At 61.8% G+C, this 16,657-nt stretch carries 17 protein-coding genes; 5 read left to right on the top strand and 12 right to left on the bottom strand.

Annotated elements, in window-relative coordinates; all coding sequences use genetic code 11:
- The first annotated feature begins 9 nt into the window (after nt 1-9).
- Entirely contained in the window at nt 10-882 is an 873-nt protein-coding gene (locus AC07OV_RS04525; RefSeq protein WP_495091688.1) for a fatty acid desaturase family protein, read from the top strand.
- A 117-nt stretch (nt 883-999) separates the two neighbouring features.
- On the opposite strand, the gene AC07OV_RS04520 is transcribed toward AC07OV_RS04525, so the two are convergent.
- The 5 genes from AC07OV_RS04520 to AC07OV_RS04500 all read right to left on the bottom strand — a co-directional run bounded on the left by AC07OV_RS04520 (nt 1,000) and on the right by AC07OV_RS04500 (nt 4,642).
- The gene (locus tag AC07OV_RS04520) at nt 1,000-1,416 is read right to left on the bottom strand and encodes a DMT family transporter (protein WP_494997737.1); all 417 of its coding nucleotides are present in this window, start codon (nt 1,414-1,416) and stop codon (nt 1,000-1,002) included.
- Nucleotides 1,413-1,793 carry a DMT family transporter gene (locus AC07OV_RS04515; protein WP_176994883.1) on the bottom strand — a complete coding sequence of 127 codons (381 nt, stop codon included), beginning with the start codon at nt 1,791-1,793 and terminating at the stop codon, nt 1,413-1,415. Before AC07OV_RS04515 ends, AC07OV_RS04520 begins: the two co-directional genes overlap by 4 nt.
- Nucleotides 1,790-2,710, bottom strand: coding sequence for an arginase family protein (locus AC07OV_RS04510; protein WP_495091687.1), 921 nt, complete (start codon nt 2,708-2,710; stop codon nt 1,790-1,792). The genes AC07OV_RS04515 and AC07OV_RS04510 overlap by 4 nt, the downstream gene beginning before the upstream one ends.
- 203 nt (nt 2,711-2,913) lie before the next feature.
- Nucleotides 2,914-3,567: a DsbA family oxidoreductase gene (locus AC07OV_RS04505; RefSeq protein WP_494997739.1), complete on the bottom strand. Its 654-nt coding sequence runs from the start codon at nt 3,565-3,567 to the stop codon at nt 2,914-2,916.
- A gap of 55 nt (nt 3,568-3,622) precedes the next feature.
- Nucleotides 3,623-4,642, bottom strand: coding sequence for an alpha/beta fold hydrolase (locus tag AC07OV_RS04500; RefSeq protein ID WP_494997740.1), 1,020 nt, complete (start codon nt 4,640-4,642; stop codon nt 3,623-3,625).
- Between the two features lie 186 nt (nt 4,643-4,828).
- On the opposite strand from AC07OV_RS04500, the gene metR reads away from it, so the two are divergent.
- On the top strand, nt 4,829-5,746 hold the full coding sequence (gene metR / locus AC07OV_RS04495; protein WP_494997741.1) for a transcriptional regulator MetR: 918 nt from the start codon (nt 4,829-4,831) through the stop codon (nt 5,744-5,746).
- 111 nt (nt 5,747-5,857) lie between these two features.
- Here metR and AC07OV_RS04490 read toward each other — a convergent pair whose 3' ends face one another.
- The 6 genes from AC07OV_RS04490 to AC07OV_RS04465 form a co-directional block, all read right to left on the bottom strand.
- Complete coding sequence (locus AC07OV_RS04490) at nt 5,858-6,364, bottom strand: GNAT family N-acetyltransferase (RefSeq protein ID WP_494997742.1); 507 nt, start codon at nt 6,362-6,364, stop codon at nt 5,858-5,860.
- Nucleotides 6,361-6,768 (bottom strand): NUDIX hydrolase, encoded by a 408-nt coding sequence (locus AC07OV_RS04485; protein ID WP_494997743.1) that lies wholly within the window; start codon nt 6,766-6,768, stop codon nt 6,361-6,363. The genes AC07OV_RS04490 and AC07OV_RS04485 overlap by 4 nt, the downstream gene beginning before the upstream one ends.
- 166 nt (nt 6,769-6,934) lie before the next feature.
- Nucleotides 6,935-8,275 (bottom strand): response regulator c-di-GMP phosphodiesterase, NosR family, encoded by a 1,341-nt coding sequence (gene nosR / locus AC07OV_RS04480; protein ID WP_494997744.1) that lies wholly within the window; start codon nt 8,273-8,275, stop codon nt 6,935-6,937.
- A gap of 168 nt (nt 8,276-8,443) precedes the next feature.
- Entirely contained in the window at nt 8,444-8,716 is a 273-nt protein-coding gene (locus tag AC07OV_RS04475; RefSeq protein ID WP_176994891.1) for a type B 50S ribosomal protein L31, read from the bottom strand.
- A 100-nt stretch (nt 8,717-8,816) separates the two neighbouring features.
- A complete protein-coding gene (locus tag AC07OV_RS04470) occupies nt 8,817-10,142 on the bottom strand; it encodes an APC family permease (RefSeq protein ID WP_495091686.1) in 1,326 nt (441 codons plus the stop codon).
- 181 nt (nt 10,143-10,323) lie between these two features.
- Complete coding sequence (locus AC07OV_RS04465; RefSeq protein WP_176994893.1) at nt 10,324-11,145, bottom strand: carbon-nitrogen hydrolase family protein; 822 nt, start codon at nt 11,143-11,145, stop codon at nt 10,324-10,326.
- 93 nt (nt 11,146-11,238) lie between these two features.
- Here AC07OV_RS04465 and AC07OV_RS04460 point away from each other — a divergent pair, with 93 nt between their 5' ends.
- The 3 genes from AC07OV_RS04460 (at nt 11,239) to AC07OV_RS04450 (ending at nt 15,062) form a co-directional block, all read left to right on the top strand.
- Nucleotides 11,239-12,003: a helix-turn-helix transcriptional regulator gene (locus AC07OV_RS04460; protein WP_494997746.1), complete on the top strand. Its 765-nt coding sequence runs from the start codon at nt 11,239-11,241 to the stop codon at nt 12,001-12,003.
- A gap of 106 nt (nt 12,004-12,109) precedes the next feature.
- Nucleotides 12,110-13,729, top strand: coding sequence for an FMN-binding glutamate synthase family protein (locus AC07OV_RS04455; RefSeq protein WP_494997747.1), 1,620 nt, complete (start codon nt 12,110-12,112; stop codon nt 13,727-13,729).
- A gap of 166 nt (nt 13,730-13,895) precedes the next feature.
- Nucleotides 13,896-15,062, top strand: a complete 1,167-nt coding sequence (locus AC07OV_RS04450; protein WP_495091685.1) for an OpgC family protein — start codon at nt 13,896-13,898, stop codon at nt 15,060-15,062.
- On the opposite strand, the gene AC07OV_RS04445 is transcribed toward AC07OV_RS04450, so the two are convergent.
- The gene (locus tag AC07OV_RS04445; RefSeq protein ID WP_495091684.1) at nt 15,054-16,472 is read right to left on the bottom strand and encodes an amino acid permease; all 1,419 of its coding nucleotides are present in this window, start codon (nt 16,470-16,472) and stop codon (nt 15,054-15,056) included. The genes AC07OV_RS04450 and AC07OV_RS04445 overlap by 9 nt on opposite strands.
- Nucleotides 16,473-16,657 lie beyond the last annotated feature (185 nt).

The following is a 16,657-nucleotide window of genomic DNA, read 5'->3' as shown; positions in this document are numbered from 1 at the left end:
ACGTTCTTCATGGCTCGCCCCGCTTACCGCCTGTTGCACCATTCGCTGTGGGACCTGGTCCCTATCGCCATGGGCCTGGCGCATTTCGCTTTTGTCATCTGGCTGGTTGCCGCGTTTCATAGCTTGAGCTGGTGGGCCTTGGTCCCGCTCGCACTGGTTTACGCGGTCAGTATGTCGTGGAGCATCAACAGCATCTCCCACAACCAGATCCACAACGCCTACTTCACCCACCGCGCCATGAACCGTGCGTTTGACCTGCTGCTGTCTGTCACCATCGGGTTCTCCCAGACGCTCTACCGCGATATCCACAACCGCCACCACCGTGGCAATGCCGACCTGCCGGGCCCGGACGGGCAAACCATCGACCCGCTGTCGATCTACCAACGCGGCAAAGACGGCCAGCCGGAAAACCCGTGGGCCTACACGTTCCTCAGTTTTTTCCGCGACGATCCCAAGCCGTTCTATGACGAAATGAAGCGCAAGCGCCCGGCTGACGCGCGTTGGGTCAAGGTGGAGATCTGCGTGACGGTGGTGTTCTACATCGCTCTGGCGTTCTACAACTGGCAGGCGGTGCTGTGGCTGTTGCCGTTCTGGTACCTGGGCCAGTGCCTGTCATCGCTCAATGGCTACTACGAGCACTTTGGCGGCAACCCGGACCTGCCGATTGCCTGGGGCGTGAGTTCCTACAGCGTGTTGTACAACCTGATCTGGATGAATAACGGTTACCACGCCGAGCACCACTACCGGCCGAAGATGCACTGGACCAAGGTGAAGGCGTTTCATCGGGAGATTGCCGAGCAGCAGCGTGAGGCGGGCGTCAAGGCGCTTCCGGTGTCCCATGGCTTAGGCTTCCTGGTGGCACACCGCAAATCCCGGGGCTGACCCTAACCTGTAGGAGCCCGGCTTGCCGGCGATGGCGTCTTCAAGGGCCCCATCGCTGGCAAGCCAGCTCCTACAAGGGGTGGTACGGGCATATCACGGACGCCATCGCCAGGGTTCTCAGTTCTCTTCGCCTTCAGCCAGCAACGCAATCCCGCCGATAATCACCGCAACGCCCACCCAGTGCAGCAGGCTGATGTGTTCCCCCAGCCCCAGCCATGACCCCAGCAGCACCACCACGAACACCAGCGAACTCAGCGGAAACGCCAGGGACAGGCTGCTGCGCCGCAGGATCAGCATCCACACGAAGAAGGCGCCGATGTAACTGCCGATCGCCGCCAGGATCCCCGGGTTGCGCGCCACGTCCGCCAGCCACTGCCAGTTGAAATCCATCTGCCCCAGTTGGTCACCCGCCACCTTGGTAAACAACTGCCCGGCGCTTTCAAAACCGATCAGCAACGCCCACAGCACCACGGTACCCAGGCGCCCGTGCAGCCAGCCGCTGGGCCGCTCTGCCACAACATTCTGCGAACTCATGCCTGACTCCCCGCAATGGCCACCAACATCACACCAAAAGTAATCACCAGCGTGCCCAGCCAGCGACGCCGGCTGACGGTTTCCTTGAGCACCAGCTTGCCCGCCAGCACCACGCCGCAGTAGGCCAGTGCTGCGGCCGGGAACAACAGGCTCAATGGCGCACGGGACAAGGCTTCAAGCCACACGAAAAACTCAATGGCATAGGCGCCGATCCCGGCCCACAGCAACGGCGCATTGAACACTTGGCCCCAGAACGCATTCAGGCGAAACCCGCCTTCCAGCTCCGGCAGCCGGTCCAGGCCGATTTTGAAACACAGCTGGCCGATCACATCGAGCACGATGGAAAACGCCACCAGCATCACTACGAGCAAGGTCACGGGAACAACTCCTCAAACAGGTCAATCAGGGCTTCATTGGTCGCGGCATTACGCTGGATATCCTCCGGGCTCCAGCGCTCGGGCGGCGGCTGGTCGGACTTGGCTTCCCAGCGCTTGAACGCGTTGCTGAACGCCGGGGTGGCGAACTCGCCGCACACGTCGATGCCGATGATGCGCTTGCGCGCCGCCAAGGCCCGCAGGGCTTCGAGCAAATGGGTCAGGCGCATGCCGCCCTGGTCCCAGTTGGTGGCGGCGTCTTCGCTGGCCAGCACGTCTTTGTCGATGGTGATCCAGATCGCTTCGGTGGGCAGGCTGCTGATCATCTGCTCCAGAAACGCGGTCCAGTCCAACTCGGACAGATTGCGCCAGTGCAGGTGGTTCTCCTGCTGTTGATGACCGGCGCCATCGCCTACCCGGCCCCAGACTTTCGACGGCGGATGCTGCCACGGAAACAGCTGCAATTGCCCGCGCTTGAGGGCGCCGAGGTTGCCGCCGCGCAGTTGCGGGTTGTGCAGGTCGTCGCTGCACGGGCCGAGGGTGACGATGCGTTTGACGGCCGGCATTTTCAACGCACGGTTGACCCAGGAACCACAGTGGCGCTTGGGCGCAAAGCGCACCCAGTCGGGGTGGTTGTCGAAATGGATCAGGCTGATGGGTTCCTTGAGGTCCGCCAGGAACGCCGGCGTGAGGTGGTGGTAGTCGCCGGAGCCGACAAACAGGATTTCCGGGCGTGCATCCACCGGCCGTGGCCGTTTGGCCAGGCGCTCGGCGAAGGACTTCCAGGTTTTTTCGGTGGACCACAGGCGCAGTTTCGGGCCCAGGTCCAGCAAGTCGAGGCGCGTGGCCTGGCCGCTGGCCAACCGCAGGGCAATCGGTGCCTGGCCGGTAAGGCTGTGGTCGAGGTCAAGAATATTCAAGGCAGTGTTGCCCCCTAATAACAGCGCCCATCCGGCTGCCGGATGGGCTTTGAGGGGGTAATGCAAGGGACGGGCCAGCACCTGTTTTGAAAACAACGCGCAACAATTGTAGGAGCCGGCTTGCCGGCGATGGCGGTGGGTCAGCCAGCCTCTCTATCTGCTGATAGACAGCTATCGCCGGCAAGCCGGCTCCTACAGGGGGGTCAGGCTTTGGCTTCGTTGATGATCTGGCGGATGGCGCCGACAAACGCTTCGGCCGGCTGGCCACCGCTGACGGCGTATTGGTCGTTGAACACGATGGTCGGCACCGAGCTCACACCACGGGAAATCCACAGTTGTTCCTGCTCACGTACGTCCGCGGCGTATTCATCGCTGGCGAGAATCTCGGCGGCGCGCTTGAGGTCCAGGCCGACGCTTTCGGCAATGATCGCCAGTGTGGCGTGGTCGGAAGGGTCCTGGCCATCGCTGAAGTACGCCTTGAACAGTGCTTCCTTGAGGTTGTACTGCAAGCCTTCAAGCCCGGCCCAATGCAGCAGGCGATGGGCATCGAAGGTGTTGTAGATACGGCTCTGACCATCAGTACGGAAAGCAAAACCCAACGCGGCGCCCATGTCGCGGATGCGCTCGCGGTTGGCCTGGGACTGCTCGGCGGTAGAGCCGTATTTCTCGGTGATGTGTTCGACGATGTTCTGCCCCTCGGCAGGCATGTTCGGGTTCAGCTCGAACGGCTGGAAATGGATCTCGGCCTGCACTTCGGCGCCCAATTGGTCCAGGGCCTCGGTCAGGCCGCGCAGGCCGATGATGCACCAGGGGCAGGACACGTCGCTGACGAAATCGATTTTCAGGGGAGTACTCATGGTAGGCAACCTCGCTGGCATTCACGCGCCGGAAACCTCGCACGATACACCAATGTCACAGCACCTTCGAAGGCTCGCCCAGGTCAATCTGCGCCCAGTGCGCGGCATCTTCACGGTGGGCTTTGAGATACGGCAGCACCGCCGTCAGCAGTGGCGCCTTGAACGCCTCCTGGAAACGATGGGCCATGCCGGGAATCAGCTTCAACTGGCTGCCCTGGATATGCGCCGCCAGGTGCACGCCGTGCATCACCGGCAACAACGGATCGGCGGTGCCATGTACCACCAAGGTCGGCACCCGCAGTTGGTTGAGCAGCGGTACACGGCTGGGCTCGGCAAGGATGGCCATGATCTGGCGTTTCACACCGTCGGGGTTGAAGGCGCGGTCATAGGACAGCGCCGCCTGGTGCAGCAACGCCTGGCGATCGTCTTTCACATAAGGGCTGCCGAGGGCGGCCAACAGGTCGGCCTGTTGTTCGAGCGCCACTTCGCGATTGGGCGCACTGCGCCGCGACAGCAACTGCACCAGCGCCGCGTTCGGGGCGGGCAGGCCTTCGGCGCCGGAACTGGTCATGACCAGGGTCAGGCTTTCCACCCGCTGTGGTGCCATGGCGGCCAGGTGCTGGGCGATCATGCCGCCCATGCTCGCGCCCAGCACGTGGAATTGCTGGATCTGCAGCGCGTCCATCAGGCCCAGCGCATCGTCGGCCATGTCGCTCAGCGTGTAGGGCGCTGCGACCGGCAGGCCGAGCTTGTAGCGCAGCACTTCAAAAGTGAGGTTGGCGCTGGCCGGCGCCTGGCGCCAGGTGGACAGGCCGACATCACGGTTGTCGTAGCGGATCACCCGGAAACCTTGCTGGCACAGGGCGACCACCACCTCATCCGGCCAATGGATCAATTGCCCGCCAAGGCCCATCACCAGCAGCAAGGCCGGGTCGGACGCACGGCCGATGCTCTGATAGGCGATGCTCACCTTTTCCAGGTCGACCGTTTGAGTCGGGACATTGACGTCACATCGAGAAGCCGCAAAAGACGGCAGGCCGAACAAAAGAGCGGCCAGTAAAAACAACACGCGCATGAAAAACACCGAAACGCAGAACCCCAGTAGAGCGCGAGTCTGATGAAGTTTGTTCAAGCGCGCTGCCACAGTTCCATGACAGTTTGATGAAGAGTGCCAAGTGGTCACCTTTTGTCGACAGGCGCGCCAACATGAGACAAACTCACGCCATTCCGATTCTCTACAAATTGTATTCATGGAGAGCCCGTGCTCGAGATCCGTCACCTCAAGACCCTGCACGCCCTGCGCGAAGCCGACAGCCTGGTGGAAGCCGCCGAGCGTTTGCACCTGACGCAATCGGCGCTGTCCCACCAGTTCAAAGAGCTGGAAGAGCGTTTGGGCATGCCACTGTTCGTGCGCAAGACCAAGCCGCTGCGTTTCACCAGCGCCGGTTTGCGCCTGCTGCAATTGGCCGATGCCACCCTGCCCTTGCTGCGCGGCGCCGAGCGGGATATCGCGCGATTGGCCGGCGGCACCGCCGGCCGCTTGCACATGGCCATCGAATGCCACAGCTGCTTCCAGTGGCTGATGCCGACCATCGACCAATTCCGCGATGCCTGGCCGGAAGTCGAGCTGGACCTGGCCTCGGGCTTTGCCTTCGCGCCGTTGCCGGCCCTGGCCCGGGGCGACCTGGACCTGGTGGTGACCTCCGACCCGCTGGAGCTGCCGGGCATCACCTACGTGCCGTTGTTCACCTACGAAGCCATGCTGGCGGTGGCCAACCAGCACCCGCTGGCGCACAAGCCGTACATCGTGCCGGAAGACCTGCTGACCGAAACCCTGATCACCTACCCGGTGGAGCGCGACCGCCTGGACATCTTCACGCGCTTCCTCGAACCCGCCGATGTGGAACCCGCCCAGGTGCGCACCTCGGAGCTGTCGGTGATGATGATGCAACTGGTGGCCAGCGGCCGTGGTGTGTGTGGCATGCCCCATTGGGCACTGCACGAATACAGCTCGCGTGGCTACGTGAAGGCCAAGCGCCTGGGCGAGAAAGGGTTGTTTGCGACGTTGTATGCGGCGATCCGTGCCGACATGCTGGATGCGCCGTACATGCGCGACTTCCTGCTGACGGCCAAGGACACGTCGTTTTCAACGTTGGATGGGGTTAGCGCCGTACGCTAAAACCTGCGCAACCTCACAGACGATGAGATCAAATGTGGGAGCTGGCTTGCCTGCGATAGCGGTGCATCAGACAGACCGCTATCGCAGGCAAGCCAGCTCCCACAGGGGAAATCACTGGCCTTTCAATTCGCGCCACATATGGATCTTGTCGAAATAATCCTCCCCCACCCGCACCGCCAGCGGCTCCAGGCCGTACTGGATGAATCCGCAACGCTGGTACAGCGCAAAGGCGGCGTCGTTGCCGGCGGTGACGGTCAGTTGGATCAGCTTGAGGCGCGGGTGACGGCGTGCCTCATCGAGTGCCGCCTCCACCAACTGGCGACCCAGTCCTTTGCGTTGATGGGCCTCGGTCACGTACATGCCGAACAGCGTCACCTTGTGCCGCGCTTTTTCCCGGGGCTCGAAGGCCAGGCCGACAATGCCCGCCAGTTCATCCCCTTCAAACGCGCCGAGCAAACAGTCCAGTGGGCTGCTCACGCGCTTTTCCCACCAGCTCAACGGCATCGCCGCACGCTCGGCCACGCTGGAGGTGAAGGCCTGGGGGTAGGCGCCATACGCTTCAAGCATCAGAGCCCGATAGGCCTCGGCGTCGCCCGCCCCCAGGGTGCGAATGATCATGCAGGCAGCGAAGCGCGGTAGAACGGCAGGATCAAGTCACGCGTCAGCGGCGCCAACGCCAGGCCGCCGTCACCGGCCGGGTCGATCCAGCGCACTTCTTCGATTTCTGCAGCCGGGGTTACCGGTACATCGATCCGTACCTGGAACAATTCCGCGTGTACGGTGAAGCCGGGTTCATTGGCGGCCGGCGCCGAGAAGTGGCCCAGGTAGAGCGCATCTTCTGGATTGATCCGCAGGTTCAGCTCTTCGTGCAGCTCACGGGCCAGCGCTTCGGCGGGTTGCTCGCCCGCATCGATCTTGCCGCCCGGCTGCATGAAGGCCTGGGTGCCGCGCTTGCGCACCAGCAGGGTCTGGCCGTCGCTGCCAATCAGGAGGGCGGCGGCGATGCGGATGGTAGACGTCATGAAAGGTTACCTTAAACACAAAGGCGCAAGGATCACATGACCTACAGCCGCACCGCAATCCAATGTGGGAGCTGGCTTGCCTGCGATGGCGGTGTGTCAGTTGAAACAGTGTTTGCTGATGGGCCGCCATCGCAGGCAAGCCAGCTCCCACAGTTTCAGAGTGTGTTCAGCCTGTGGTTACGGCGGTGTCCTTGATGAACACGCTGTAGCGCGCACCTTCCATGGTTTCGAAGGCGATCAGCTTGTCCACCAGGGGCAAGTTCAAGACTTTGCCGGCATTGAGCAGCAACATGCCGTTATCGGCGTTGAGATTGCGCGCCAATATCATGCCCTCCTCCAGCTCGCGAGTGCCCAGCACCTTGACGTTGGGGTCGCCCAGGGTCACGTCGTTGAGGTAGGTGGCGCACACCAGCACAAAGTCCTCGACCATCAGCGGGTCATACAGCCGCCCGGCGTATTTGCGGATGTACAGCAGCGCTTCGTCGCTGTTCATCTGCCGCTCCAGGATCAGGCCTTTTTGCAGTTCAATGAAATCCACCGCCAGTTTCAACAGGCGCGAACCGGCCGGAATCGCCTCGCCCTTGAGGTGGTCGGGAAAGCCCGAGCCGTCCCAGCGCTCCTGGTGATGACGGATCAGGCGTGCAGCGTCTTTCATCGGTTCCAGGGTCATCAGCAGCGACTCACTCTGGGCGGCATAGGCGCGATAACGCTCACGGTCGCTGCTGTGCAGCAGGTCCGAGGGCGAGGCCATCATGCTGTCGCTCCAACTCAACTTGCCGATGTTGTAGAGCGCGGCCGCCATGGTCAGGTCGCGGTTGCTGGCCTCGTCCACGCCGTGGGCCACGCACCAGGTACGTACCAGTTCGATGATCTGGCGGTTGGTCTGCTTGGCGCGGGGCAGGCGCAGGTTGGCCAACAGCGAGAACACTTCGGTGCCGGTGGCGTAGCTGTGCTTGAGCTCTTCGTAGGCCAGGTCGAGCATGTCGGCGGTTTGTTGCAGCTCGCTGGTGCGCGACGCCACGCGCTTTTCCAAGGTTGCATTGAGCTGCTTGAGTGCCTCGTTTTGTTGCAGGATCAGTTGTTCCAGGCGCAGGCGCTCACGCTCCGAATGCTGGTGGGCCAGGGACTGGCGCAGGGCCAGCAGCAGTTCTTCGTCCTTCCAGGGCTTGCTGAGGTAGCGGTAGATCTCACCTTCGTTGATGGCTTTGACGATCAGGGTCAGGTCGGTTTCGCCGGTGAGCAGGATGCGCACGGTGTGGGGATAGTGCTGGTGGATATGCGCCAGCAACGTAGCGCCGTCCATGTCCGGCAAACGCGCGGCGCTCATCACCAGGTCGATGGGTTGGCAGGCGAGAATGGCCAGGGCATCGGCGGCACAGGTGGCGCTGTGAAGGTCGAAGGGTTCCAGCCGCAGCAGGTGCGTGAGGCTGTGCAGCACATCGGGATGGGCGTCGATCAACAGCACGGCGGCGCGGTCGGCATCGCTGAAGGTTACGGACTCTCCCATGGAACACCTCGGATCGTCGATGTGCGCTCCTTACGGTCGGGACCTGCCTCCTTGGCGTTTACTGAGTAGTTTAGTCGGTTTTCGACAAGATGATGGCCTTACGATATCAACGCATAAAAAAAGCCGCTCCAGAAACCGGAGCGGCCTTCGAGGTGAAACGGGGTGCCTTCACGCGTCGGCTTTTTTCGGGCTTGAACCGAACGAAGCAAAACGCTTGTTGAACCCGGCAATCCGGCCTTCGGCCTGGGTCTTGCGCTGTTGGCCGGTGTAGATCGGGTGCGAGGCGCTGGACACGTCCAGCGGGATATACGGGTAAGTGTTGCCGTCGCTGTGCGTGTGGGTGCGGTCGCTGTCGGCGGTAGAGCCGATCAGGAAGAACACGTCGGCGGCGGTGTCGTGGAACAGCACGGTGCGGTAGTCAGGATGGATACCAGCTTTCATAAGGCCTCCGGGGCGTCTGGGTGCAAAATATGTGTTACACAGTAACATAAATCATGCACCCAAACGAGAACCGATTGCAATAAGAATAGGCCCGGCTCTTCTATGCCGCTTCCTGGAAGTCCATTTCCGGTGGCTGTGTCGAGAAACCGCGAGTCAGGAAACCCAGGTAAACCAGGCCAATCGCCAACCACACCAGGCCCAGGTAAATCGCCAGGTGATCCAGGCTGACCATCAGCCACACATCCGCGAGCAGGCCAATCGCCGGGAACACCAGAAACAGGATCAACTCACGCACGCCGCGTTCTTTACCGCCGATCCAGTAATGAAAGATCACCGACAGATTCACCAGGCTGAACGCCAGGAACGCACCGAAGTTGATGAACGAGGTCGAGGTGGTCACGTCCAGCTTCAGCGCCAGCAACGCCACGACCGCACACAACAGGATGCTGTTGACCGGCGTACCGAAGCGCGCATGCAAGGTGCCGAAGAACGACTTGGGCAACACGCCGTCACGCCCCATGGCAAACAACAGCCGCGAACCGCTGGCCTGGGCCGACAGCCCCGAGGCGAACTGGCCGACGATCAGGCCAATCAAGAAGATCGACACAAACAGGTCGCCACCGATATTGCGCGCGATTTCGTACGCCGCCGAATCCACATCGGCAAATTCAAACGACGGGTGGGCCACCTGCACGAAATACGACACACCGACAAAAATCAGCCCGCCAATCAAGGTGATCAGCATGATCGCCCGTGGAATGGTGCGGCGCGGGTCGCGGGTTTCTTCGGTGAGGGTGCTGACCGCGTCAAAGCCCAGGAACGAATAGCAGGCGATGGCCGCACCGCTCATGATCAAAGGCATTTGCATCTGTCCGTTGAAGAACGGGGCGATGGTCCAGAGTGGCTTGCTCGCGTCACCACCGATGTAGTGGATGCACAGCGCAACGAACGCGATCAACACCAGGAACTGCACGAGCATCAGCAGCGCGTTGATGCCGTTGGCCAGTTTCAGGCCGATGATATTGATCACGGTGGTGATGCCGATGAAGGCCAGTACCCACACCCACTGCGGCACGGCCGGGAACGCCGAATGCAGGTACGCCGCGCCGATCAGCCAGATGGCCATAGGCAGGAACAGGTAGTCGAGCAACACCGCCCAACCGGCGATAAAGCCCAGCTTGGGGCTGATGGCCTTGCGCACGTAGCTGTAGGCGGAACCGGCCACCGGAAAGGCCGAGGCCATGCGCCCGTAACTCATGGCGGTGAAGAACATCGCCACCAGGGCGGCCAGGTAAGCGGCGGGGACCATGCCCGCCGTGGATTGCGCCAGGATACCGAACGTACCGAGCACAATGATCGGCGTCATATAGGCGATGCCAAACAGCACCACCGACCCTAACGACAGGGTGCGTTGCAAACGAGCCATGAGCGATTCTCCGCGCAATTATTAGATTTATGGCAGAACTGAAGTCGGTGAAGCGAGTGCATTAATTCTTATGGGTGCAGCGCCCCCTGTAGGAGCCCGGCTTGCCGGCGATGGCGGTCTTAATGCCGCCATCGCCGCGGTGCGACGACTCGACAAGCCGGGCTCCTACAGGAGGGTGGTGTCAGGCTTTGGGGATCAGCAGTTCGCGCGTCCCGTCGCTGCGCTCGATCACCTCGCCCGGCAATTTCAAGCGCTGGTCGTCCAGGTAGCGGTAGTCCTTGCGCGCCGCTGCCAGTTGGTCGAGGTCCAGCTCGACGGTGAATTGCCCTTCTTCACGTCCGGCTTCAAACAGCAAGGTGCCGAACGGGTCCACCAGAGCACTGCCGCCGGCGAACACCAATTCGCCATCGCCGTCTTCCACACGGTTGACCATCAGCGCAAACGCCTGGTTTTCCTGGGCGCGGGCCATGATCGCGGTGCGGTGGGTGGGGCCGTACGGGTCCATGTTGCCATTGGTGACGAGCAGTAATTGAGCCCCCAACTGCCCCAATGCGCGGGCGGATTCGGGAAATTCGATGTCGTAGCAGATCAACAGGCCGACGCGTACGCCCTTCCACAGGCAGGTGGCATAGCGATCACCGGGACTGACCACGCCGCGCTCCAAAGGCCACAGATGGGTCTTGCGATAACGCAAGGCGATGCCTTCGGGGGTGATCAGCAGGGTGGTGTTATAGAACTGGCCGCCGTCGTTCTCGATCATGCCGATCACCACGGCAACATCGCGCGCACCGGCAGCCTGGATAATGGCTTGCACGGTGGGACCGTCCAGCGGCTCGGCAACAGCGGCGACGGTTTCAGCCGAGGGGAAGCCCGTCAGGTGGGTTTCCGGGAAGACGATCAGTTGGGTATCGTCGGCGCAGGCTGCAATTGCCGCCAAGGCGCGCTCAAGGTTGTAAGCTGTATCGTTATCACGACCTGCCAACTGGGCAAATTCGACCTTCATGGGTATTCCTTGTTCTTTATCTGTGCCGCAGTATGCGCAGCGATAACCGGCCAGGGAATTACGCGGCGGGGGTAACCCGATAGGGGTAGATCAATGACCATGTCGCTGGAAGACATCGCCTGGCACCGTTCGGTGGGGCAAATGATAGACGCCCTGGACCAGGCCAATTTCTGGACCCAACTGGTGCGCTTGCTCGACCAGTATGTGCCGTCCGACAGCTGGGTGGCCCTGCTGTTCAGCAGCGAACACCGGCCGCTGGTGTTCGCCGAATGCCCGGGCGCGGACGGCACGCCCGACCATCTGTTCCAGGATTACCTCAACGGGCTGTACCTGCTCGACCCCTTCTACATCGCCAGCCGCGAGCACGCCCACACCGGCCTGTTGCGCTTGGCCGAGGTGGCGCCGGAGCACTTCGAACTCACCGAGTATTACCAGCGCTACTTTCGCCTGAATGTAGTGGCCGACGAAATCCAGTTCAATTGCCACCTGCCGGATGGGCGTACCTTGTGCCTGTCCCTGGGATCGAAGCAGCGTTTTGACCCGGCACAGATTGCCCTGCTGTCGTTGATCCAGCCCTGGGTACTGAGCCTGCTGCGCCAGCGCCTGCCCTATGAGCTCAACCAGGTCAGCGCGCCACAACCGCCCGTGCAGAACGATGAATGGGGCGCACAACTGACCGCCCGCGAGCTGGATGTCGGCCGTTTGATGCTCAGCGGTTGCTCCAGCAAGGAAATCGCTCGTAAGCTGGAAATCTCTGTTGAAACCGTGAAAGTCCATAAGAAACACATGTACAGCAAGCTAGGGATCAAATCCCAGTCTGAGCTGTTCTCGATCTTCCTTCAGGCACAAACCGCCTGATTGAGCCCCGTAGGAGCCGGCTTGCCGGCGATGGCGATCTTGAAGGCGTCATCGCCGGCAAGCCGGGCGCCTACGGGTCCTGATGAGTGAACCCAAGGAAAACCGTATGAGCCTGTCCTTGTTAAGCCGTTACGCCTTCTTTGCCGTGTGCGTCATTTTCACCCTCGCCAGCCTCCCCTTTATCCAGCATGAATGGCTGTGGCCCATCACCGTGGTCACCGGCATCCTCAGCCTGATTGGTATCTTCGACCTGCTGCAAAGCCCCCACGCGGTGCGCCGCAACTACCCGATCCTGGGCAATATCCGTTACCTGGTGGAGGCCATCCGCCCGGAAATCCGCCAGTACCTGCTCGAATCCGACAGCGACGCCCTGCCCTTTTCCCGGGCCCAGCGTTCGCTGGTGTATTCACGCGCCAAGAATGAAAGCGCCGACAAACCCTTCGGCACCCTGATCGACGTGTACCAGTCGGGCTTTGAATTTATCGGCCATTCCATGCGCCCTGCACCGTTGAGCGACCCCAGCGCCTTTCGCGTGATGGTCGGCGGCCCGCAGTGCAAGCAGCCGTACTCGGCGTCGGTGTTCAACATCTCGGCGATGAGCTTCGGCTCGTTGAGCGCCAATGCGATTCGCGCATTGAACCAGGGCGCCAAGCTGGGCAACTTTGCCCATGACACCGGCGAGGGCAGCATCAGCCCCTACCACCGCGAAAACGGCGGCGACCTGACGTGGGAGCTGGGCAGCGGCTACTTCGGCTGCCGCACCAGCGACGGCCGTTTCGACCCGGAGCGCTTCGCCGTGCAGGCCCAAGACCCGCAGGTGCGCATGATCGAAATCAAGATGAGCCAGGGCGCCAAACCCGGCCATGGCGGCATCCTGCCCAAGCACAAGGTCACCAAGGAAATCGCCGAGACGCGCGGCATCCTGATGGGCGAAGACTGCATCTCGCCGTCGCGCCACAGCGCGTTTTCCACGCCGATTGAAATGATGCATTTCATCGCCCAGCTGCGCGAGCTGTCCGGCGGCAAACCGGTGGGTTTCAAATTCTGCCTGGGCCATCCGTGGGAATTCATGGGCATCGCCAAGGCCATGCTCGAGACCGGCATCCTTCCGGACTTCATCGTGGTCGACGGCAAGGAAGGCGGCACCGGCGCCGCGCCGGTGGAGTTCACCGACCACATCGGTGTACCGCTGCGTGAAGGCCTGCTGTTCGTGCACAACACCCTGGTGGGCCTGAACCTGCGCGACAAGATCAAGCTCGGCGCCAGCGGCAAGATTGTCAGCGCGTTCGACATCGCCAGCGTCCTGGCCATCGGCGCCGACTGGGCCAACTCGGCACGCGGCTTCATGTTTGCCATTGGCTGCATCCAGTCCCAGTCGTGTCACACCAACAAATGCCCGACCGGCGTCGCCACCCAGGACCCGCTGCGCCAACGCGCACTGGTGGTGCCCGACAAGGCCCAGCGCGTGTTCAACTTCCACCGCAGCACGCTCAAGGCGCTGGCGGAGATGCTCGCCGCTGCCGGTCTTGATCACCCTTCGCAACTGTCGGCCAAGCACCTGGTGCGACGCATGTCGGCGACCGAGATCAAGTTGTTCTCGCAGCTGCATGTGTTCCTCAAGCCGGGTGAACTGCTCACCGGCGAAGTGAACGGCGAGTTCTATTCGCGCATGTGGCAGATGGCACGCGCGGACAGTTTTGAGCCCAATGAGGTCGCAGCCGCCTGACGCCCCCTGAGGCCTGCCCGGAACCGGGCAGGCTTTACATTCAGTAATACCCAGCCTTTGCAATTGCTTACAAATACCGCCAACCTGCGCCCGCCCGACGTGCGGCGTACGACAACACGCGCATTCGCCTGTCTTTATTAAACCTTTTGTTCAAGAGCCCGCTGCCATGCTGAACGGACGCGACCCGCGCATCGATTTTTTTCGGGGCCTGGCGTTGATCTTCATTTTCTGGGATCACGTCCCCCACAACCCCCTCGGCCAGATCACCCTGCGAAACTTTGGTTTCAGCGATGCGGCGGAGGTGTTCGTGTTCCTCGCCGGTTACGCCGCCGTCCTGGCTTACGGCAAGATTCTGCAACGTGATGGCTATTGGATTGCCTCGCTGAAAATCCTGCGCCGCACCTGGGTGCTGTACGTGGTGCATATCTTCCTGTTGGCAATGCTGATGGGCATTGTGTTCTTCGCCAACAGCCACGTGGAAACCCGCGACCTCGTCGAAGAGATGGGCCTGACGCATTTCGTCACCCACCCACAGCAAGCGCTGACCGATGAATTGCTGTTGCGCTTCAAACCCAACCTGATGGACCCGCTGCCGCTGTACATCGTGCTGCTCGCTGGCTTGCCGCTGGTACTGCCGCTGATGATGCGCAAGACCGGGCTGGTGGTGGCCCTCTCTGCCACCGTGTATTTTCTCGCGCCGTGGATGGGCTGGAACCTGCGGGCAATTGCCGACGGCGTGTGGTACTTCAACCCGGTGACATGGCAATTCCTGTTTGTGCTGGGAGGCGCTGCTGCGCTGTACAGCGGGCAAGAACGCCCTGTCGAAACACGGCCTCTGCGTCACCAGCCGCTGTTTGTCGCGGCGGCGATTTATGCCGTGATGGCCGGAGTACTGACCCTGTCGTGGCGCTGGCCTGAGATCCACGATGCGCTGATGCCCTCGGTGATCAGCGACCTGATCTACCCCATCAGCAAGACCGACTTGTCCCCCTTGCGCCTGCTGCACTTCCTCGCCCTCGCCTACGTCACCGCCAAGCTGTTACCGGGCCGAGGCTGGACCGAAAACGCGTTGGCGCAACACGTTTGCCGTATGGGCCGTTATTCGTTGGAAGTGTTTTGCCTGGGCGTCGTGCTCGCGCCGCTGGCCGATATGGTCAACGCCCTGGCCGGGGATGCCGTGGCGATGCAACTGCTGACGGCCATGATCGGCGCCGCCTTGATGGTGATGCTTGCGCTGTGGCTGGAGTTCAACAAGCGCCTGGACCAGTCGCTCAAGTCGAGCGCAGGAGGAAGGCCCGCTGTGCGCAGCGAGCCTTCCCGCGTATCAGGCTGAACGCACCTGTGCCGAGGTCGCGCCGTTCGGCTGCAGCTTGAACACGTAGAACAACACGGTCAGCAACACCAGGAACGCCGGACCCACATACAGCGCCACACGGGTGTCCGGGAAGTACGCCATCAGGCCGACGACCAGCACCAGGAAGGCCAGGGCCAGGTAGGAACTGACCGGGTACAGCCACATACGGTACTTGAGCCCTGCCTGCTCGGCCGGGCTCAAGCCTTTGCGGAATTTGAGCTGGGCCAGCAGGATCATCAGCCAGGTCCAGATCGCACCGAAGGTGGCGATGGAGGTCACCCAGACGAACACCTGGTCCGGCACCAGGTAGTTGAGCAACACGCCCAGCAGCAGCGCAAAGATCGACAACAGCAGCGCCTTGCGTGGCACACCGTTGCTGGAGGTCTTGGCGAAGGTGGCCGGGGCCTGGCCGTTCTGCGCCAGGCTATACAGCATGCGCCCGGTGCTGAAGATGCCGCCGTTGCAGGAGGACAGCGCGGCGGTGATCACCACGAAGTTGATGATGCCCGCGGCGGTCTTGATGCCCAGGCGTTCGAAGGTCATCACGAACGGGCTGCCCTGGGTGCCGATTTCATTCCACGGGTAGATCGACAGGATCACGAACAGCGCCCCCACGTAGAACAACAGGATGCGCCAGAACACCGAGCCAATCGCGCTCGGAATAGTCTTCTGCGGGTTGCGCGCTTCACCGGCGGTGAGGCCGATCATCTCCACGCCCAGGTAGGCGAACATCACCATCTGCAAGGACATCAACACACCCTGCACACCGTTGGGCATGAAGCCGCCATGGCTCCACAGGTTGGAAATGCCCAGCGCCACGCCGTCGTTACCAAAGCCGAACGCAATGATGCCGACACCGCCGATGACCATCGCAATGATGGTGACGATCTTGATCAGCGCGAACCAGAATTCGAACTCACCAAAGGCCTTTACCGCGATGAGGTTGATCGTGCCCATGCTGATCAGTGCCGCCAGGGCCCAGATCCAGCGCGGTGTATCGGGGAACCACACGCCCATGTACACCGCCACAGCGGTGATCTCGGCCACACAGGTCACCAGCCACAGGAACCAGTAGTTCCAGCCGGTGAGAAAGCCCGCCAACGGGCCAAGGTAGTCTTGGGCATAACGGCTGAACGAGCCGGCCACCGGGTTGTGCACGGCCATTTCGCCGAGTGCGCGCATGATCACCAGGATCGCCAGGCCGCCAATGATGTAGGAAAGCATGATGGCGGGACCGGCCATCTTGATAGCCTTGGCCGAACCGAGGAACAGCCCGACACCGATACAGGCGCCTAGGGCCATGAGGCGAATATGGCGTTCACCAAGTTCGCGTTTGAGCGGGCCGCCTTGAGCGGTCTCGCCATGGGGCAGTGGGTTGCCGACGGGCATAGGGGTACAACCTCATCTTGTTATTGGATTGTCCGTTGAGTTTCCAGGGCGCAGGCCGGTAAGCCTGAGTCCTTGCCGAAACCGGGGCCGCCTCTTGGGCCGGCCCTTCTTGCCGGGCAAGATCAGCGGGGCGAGCAGTATAAAAAGCCCAGGTCAGGGTCTTTCACTATAAAAGCGAGGCAATT

Source organism: Pseudomonas sp. GW821-FHT09A09, from assembly GCF_059418405.1.
Note: the sequence above shows the minus strand (reverse complement) of the source record. Positions and strands in the feature narration are given on the sequence as shown.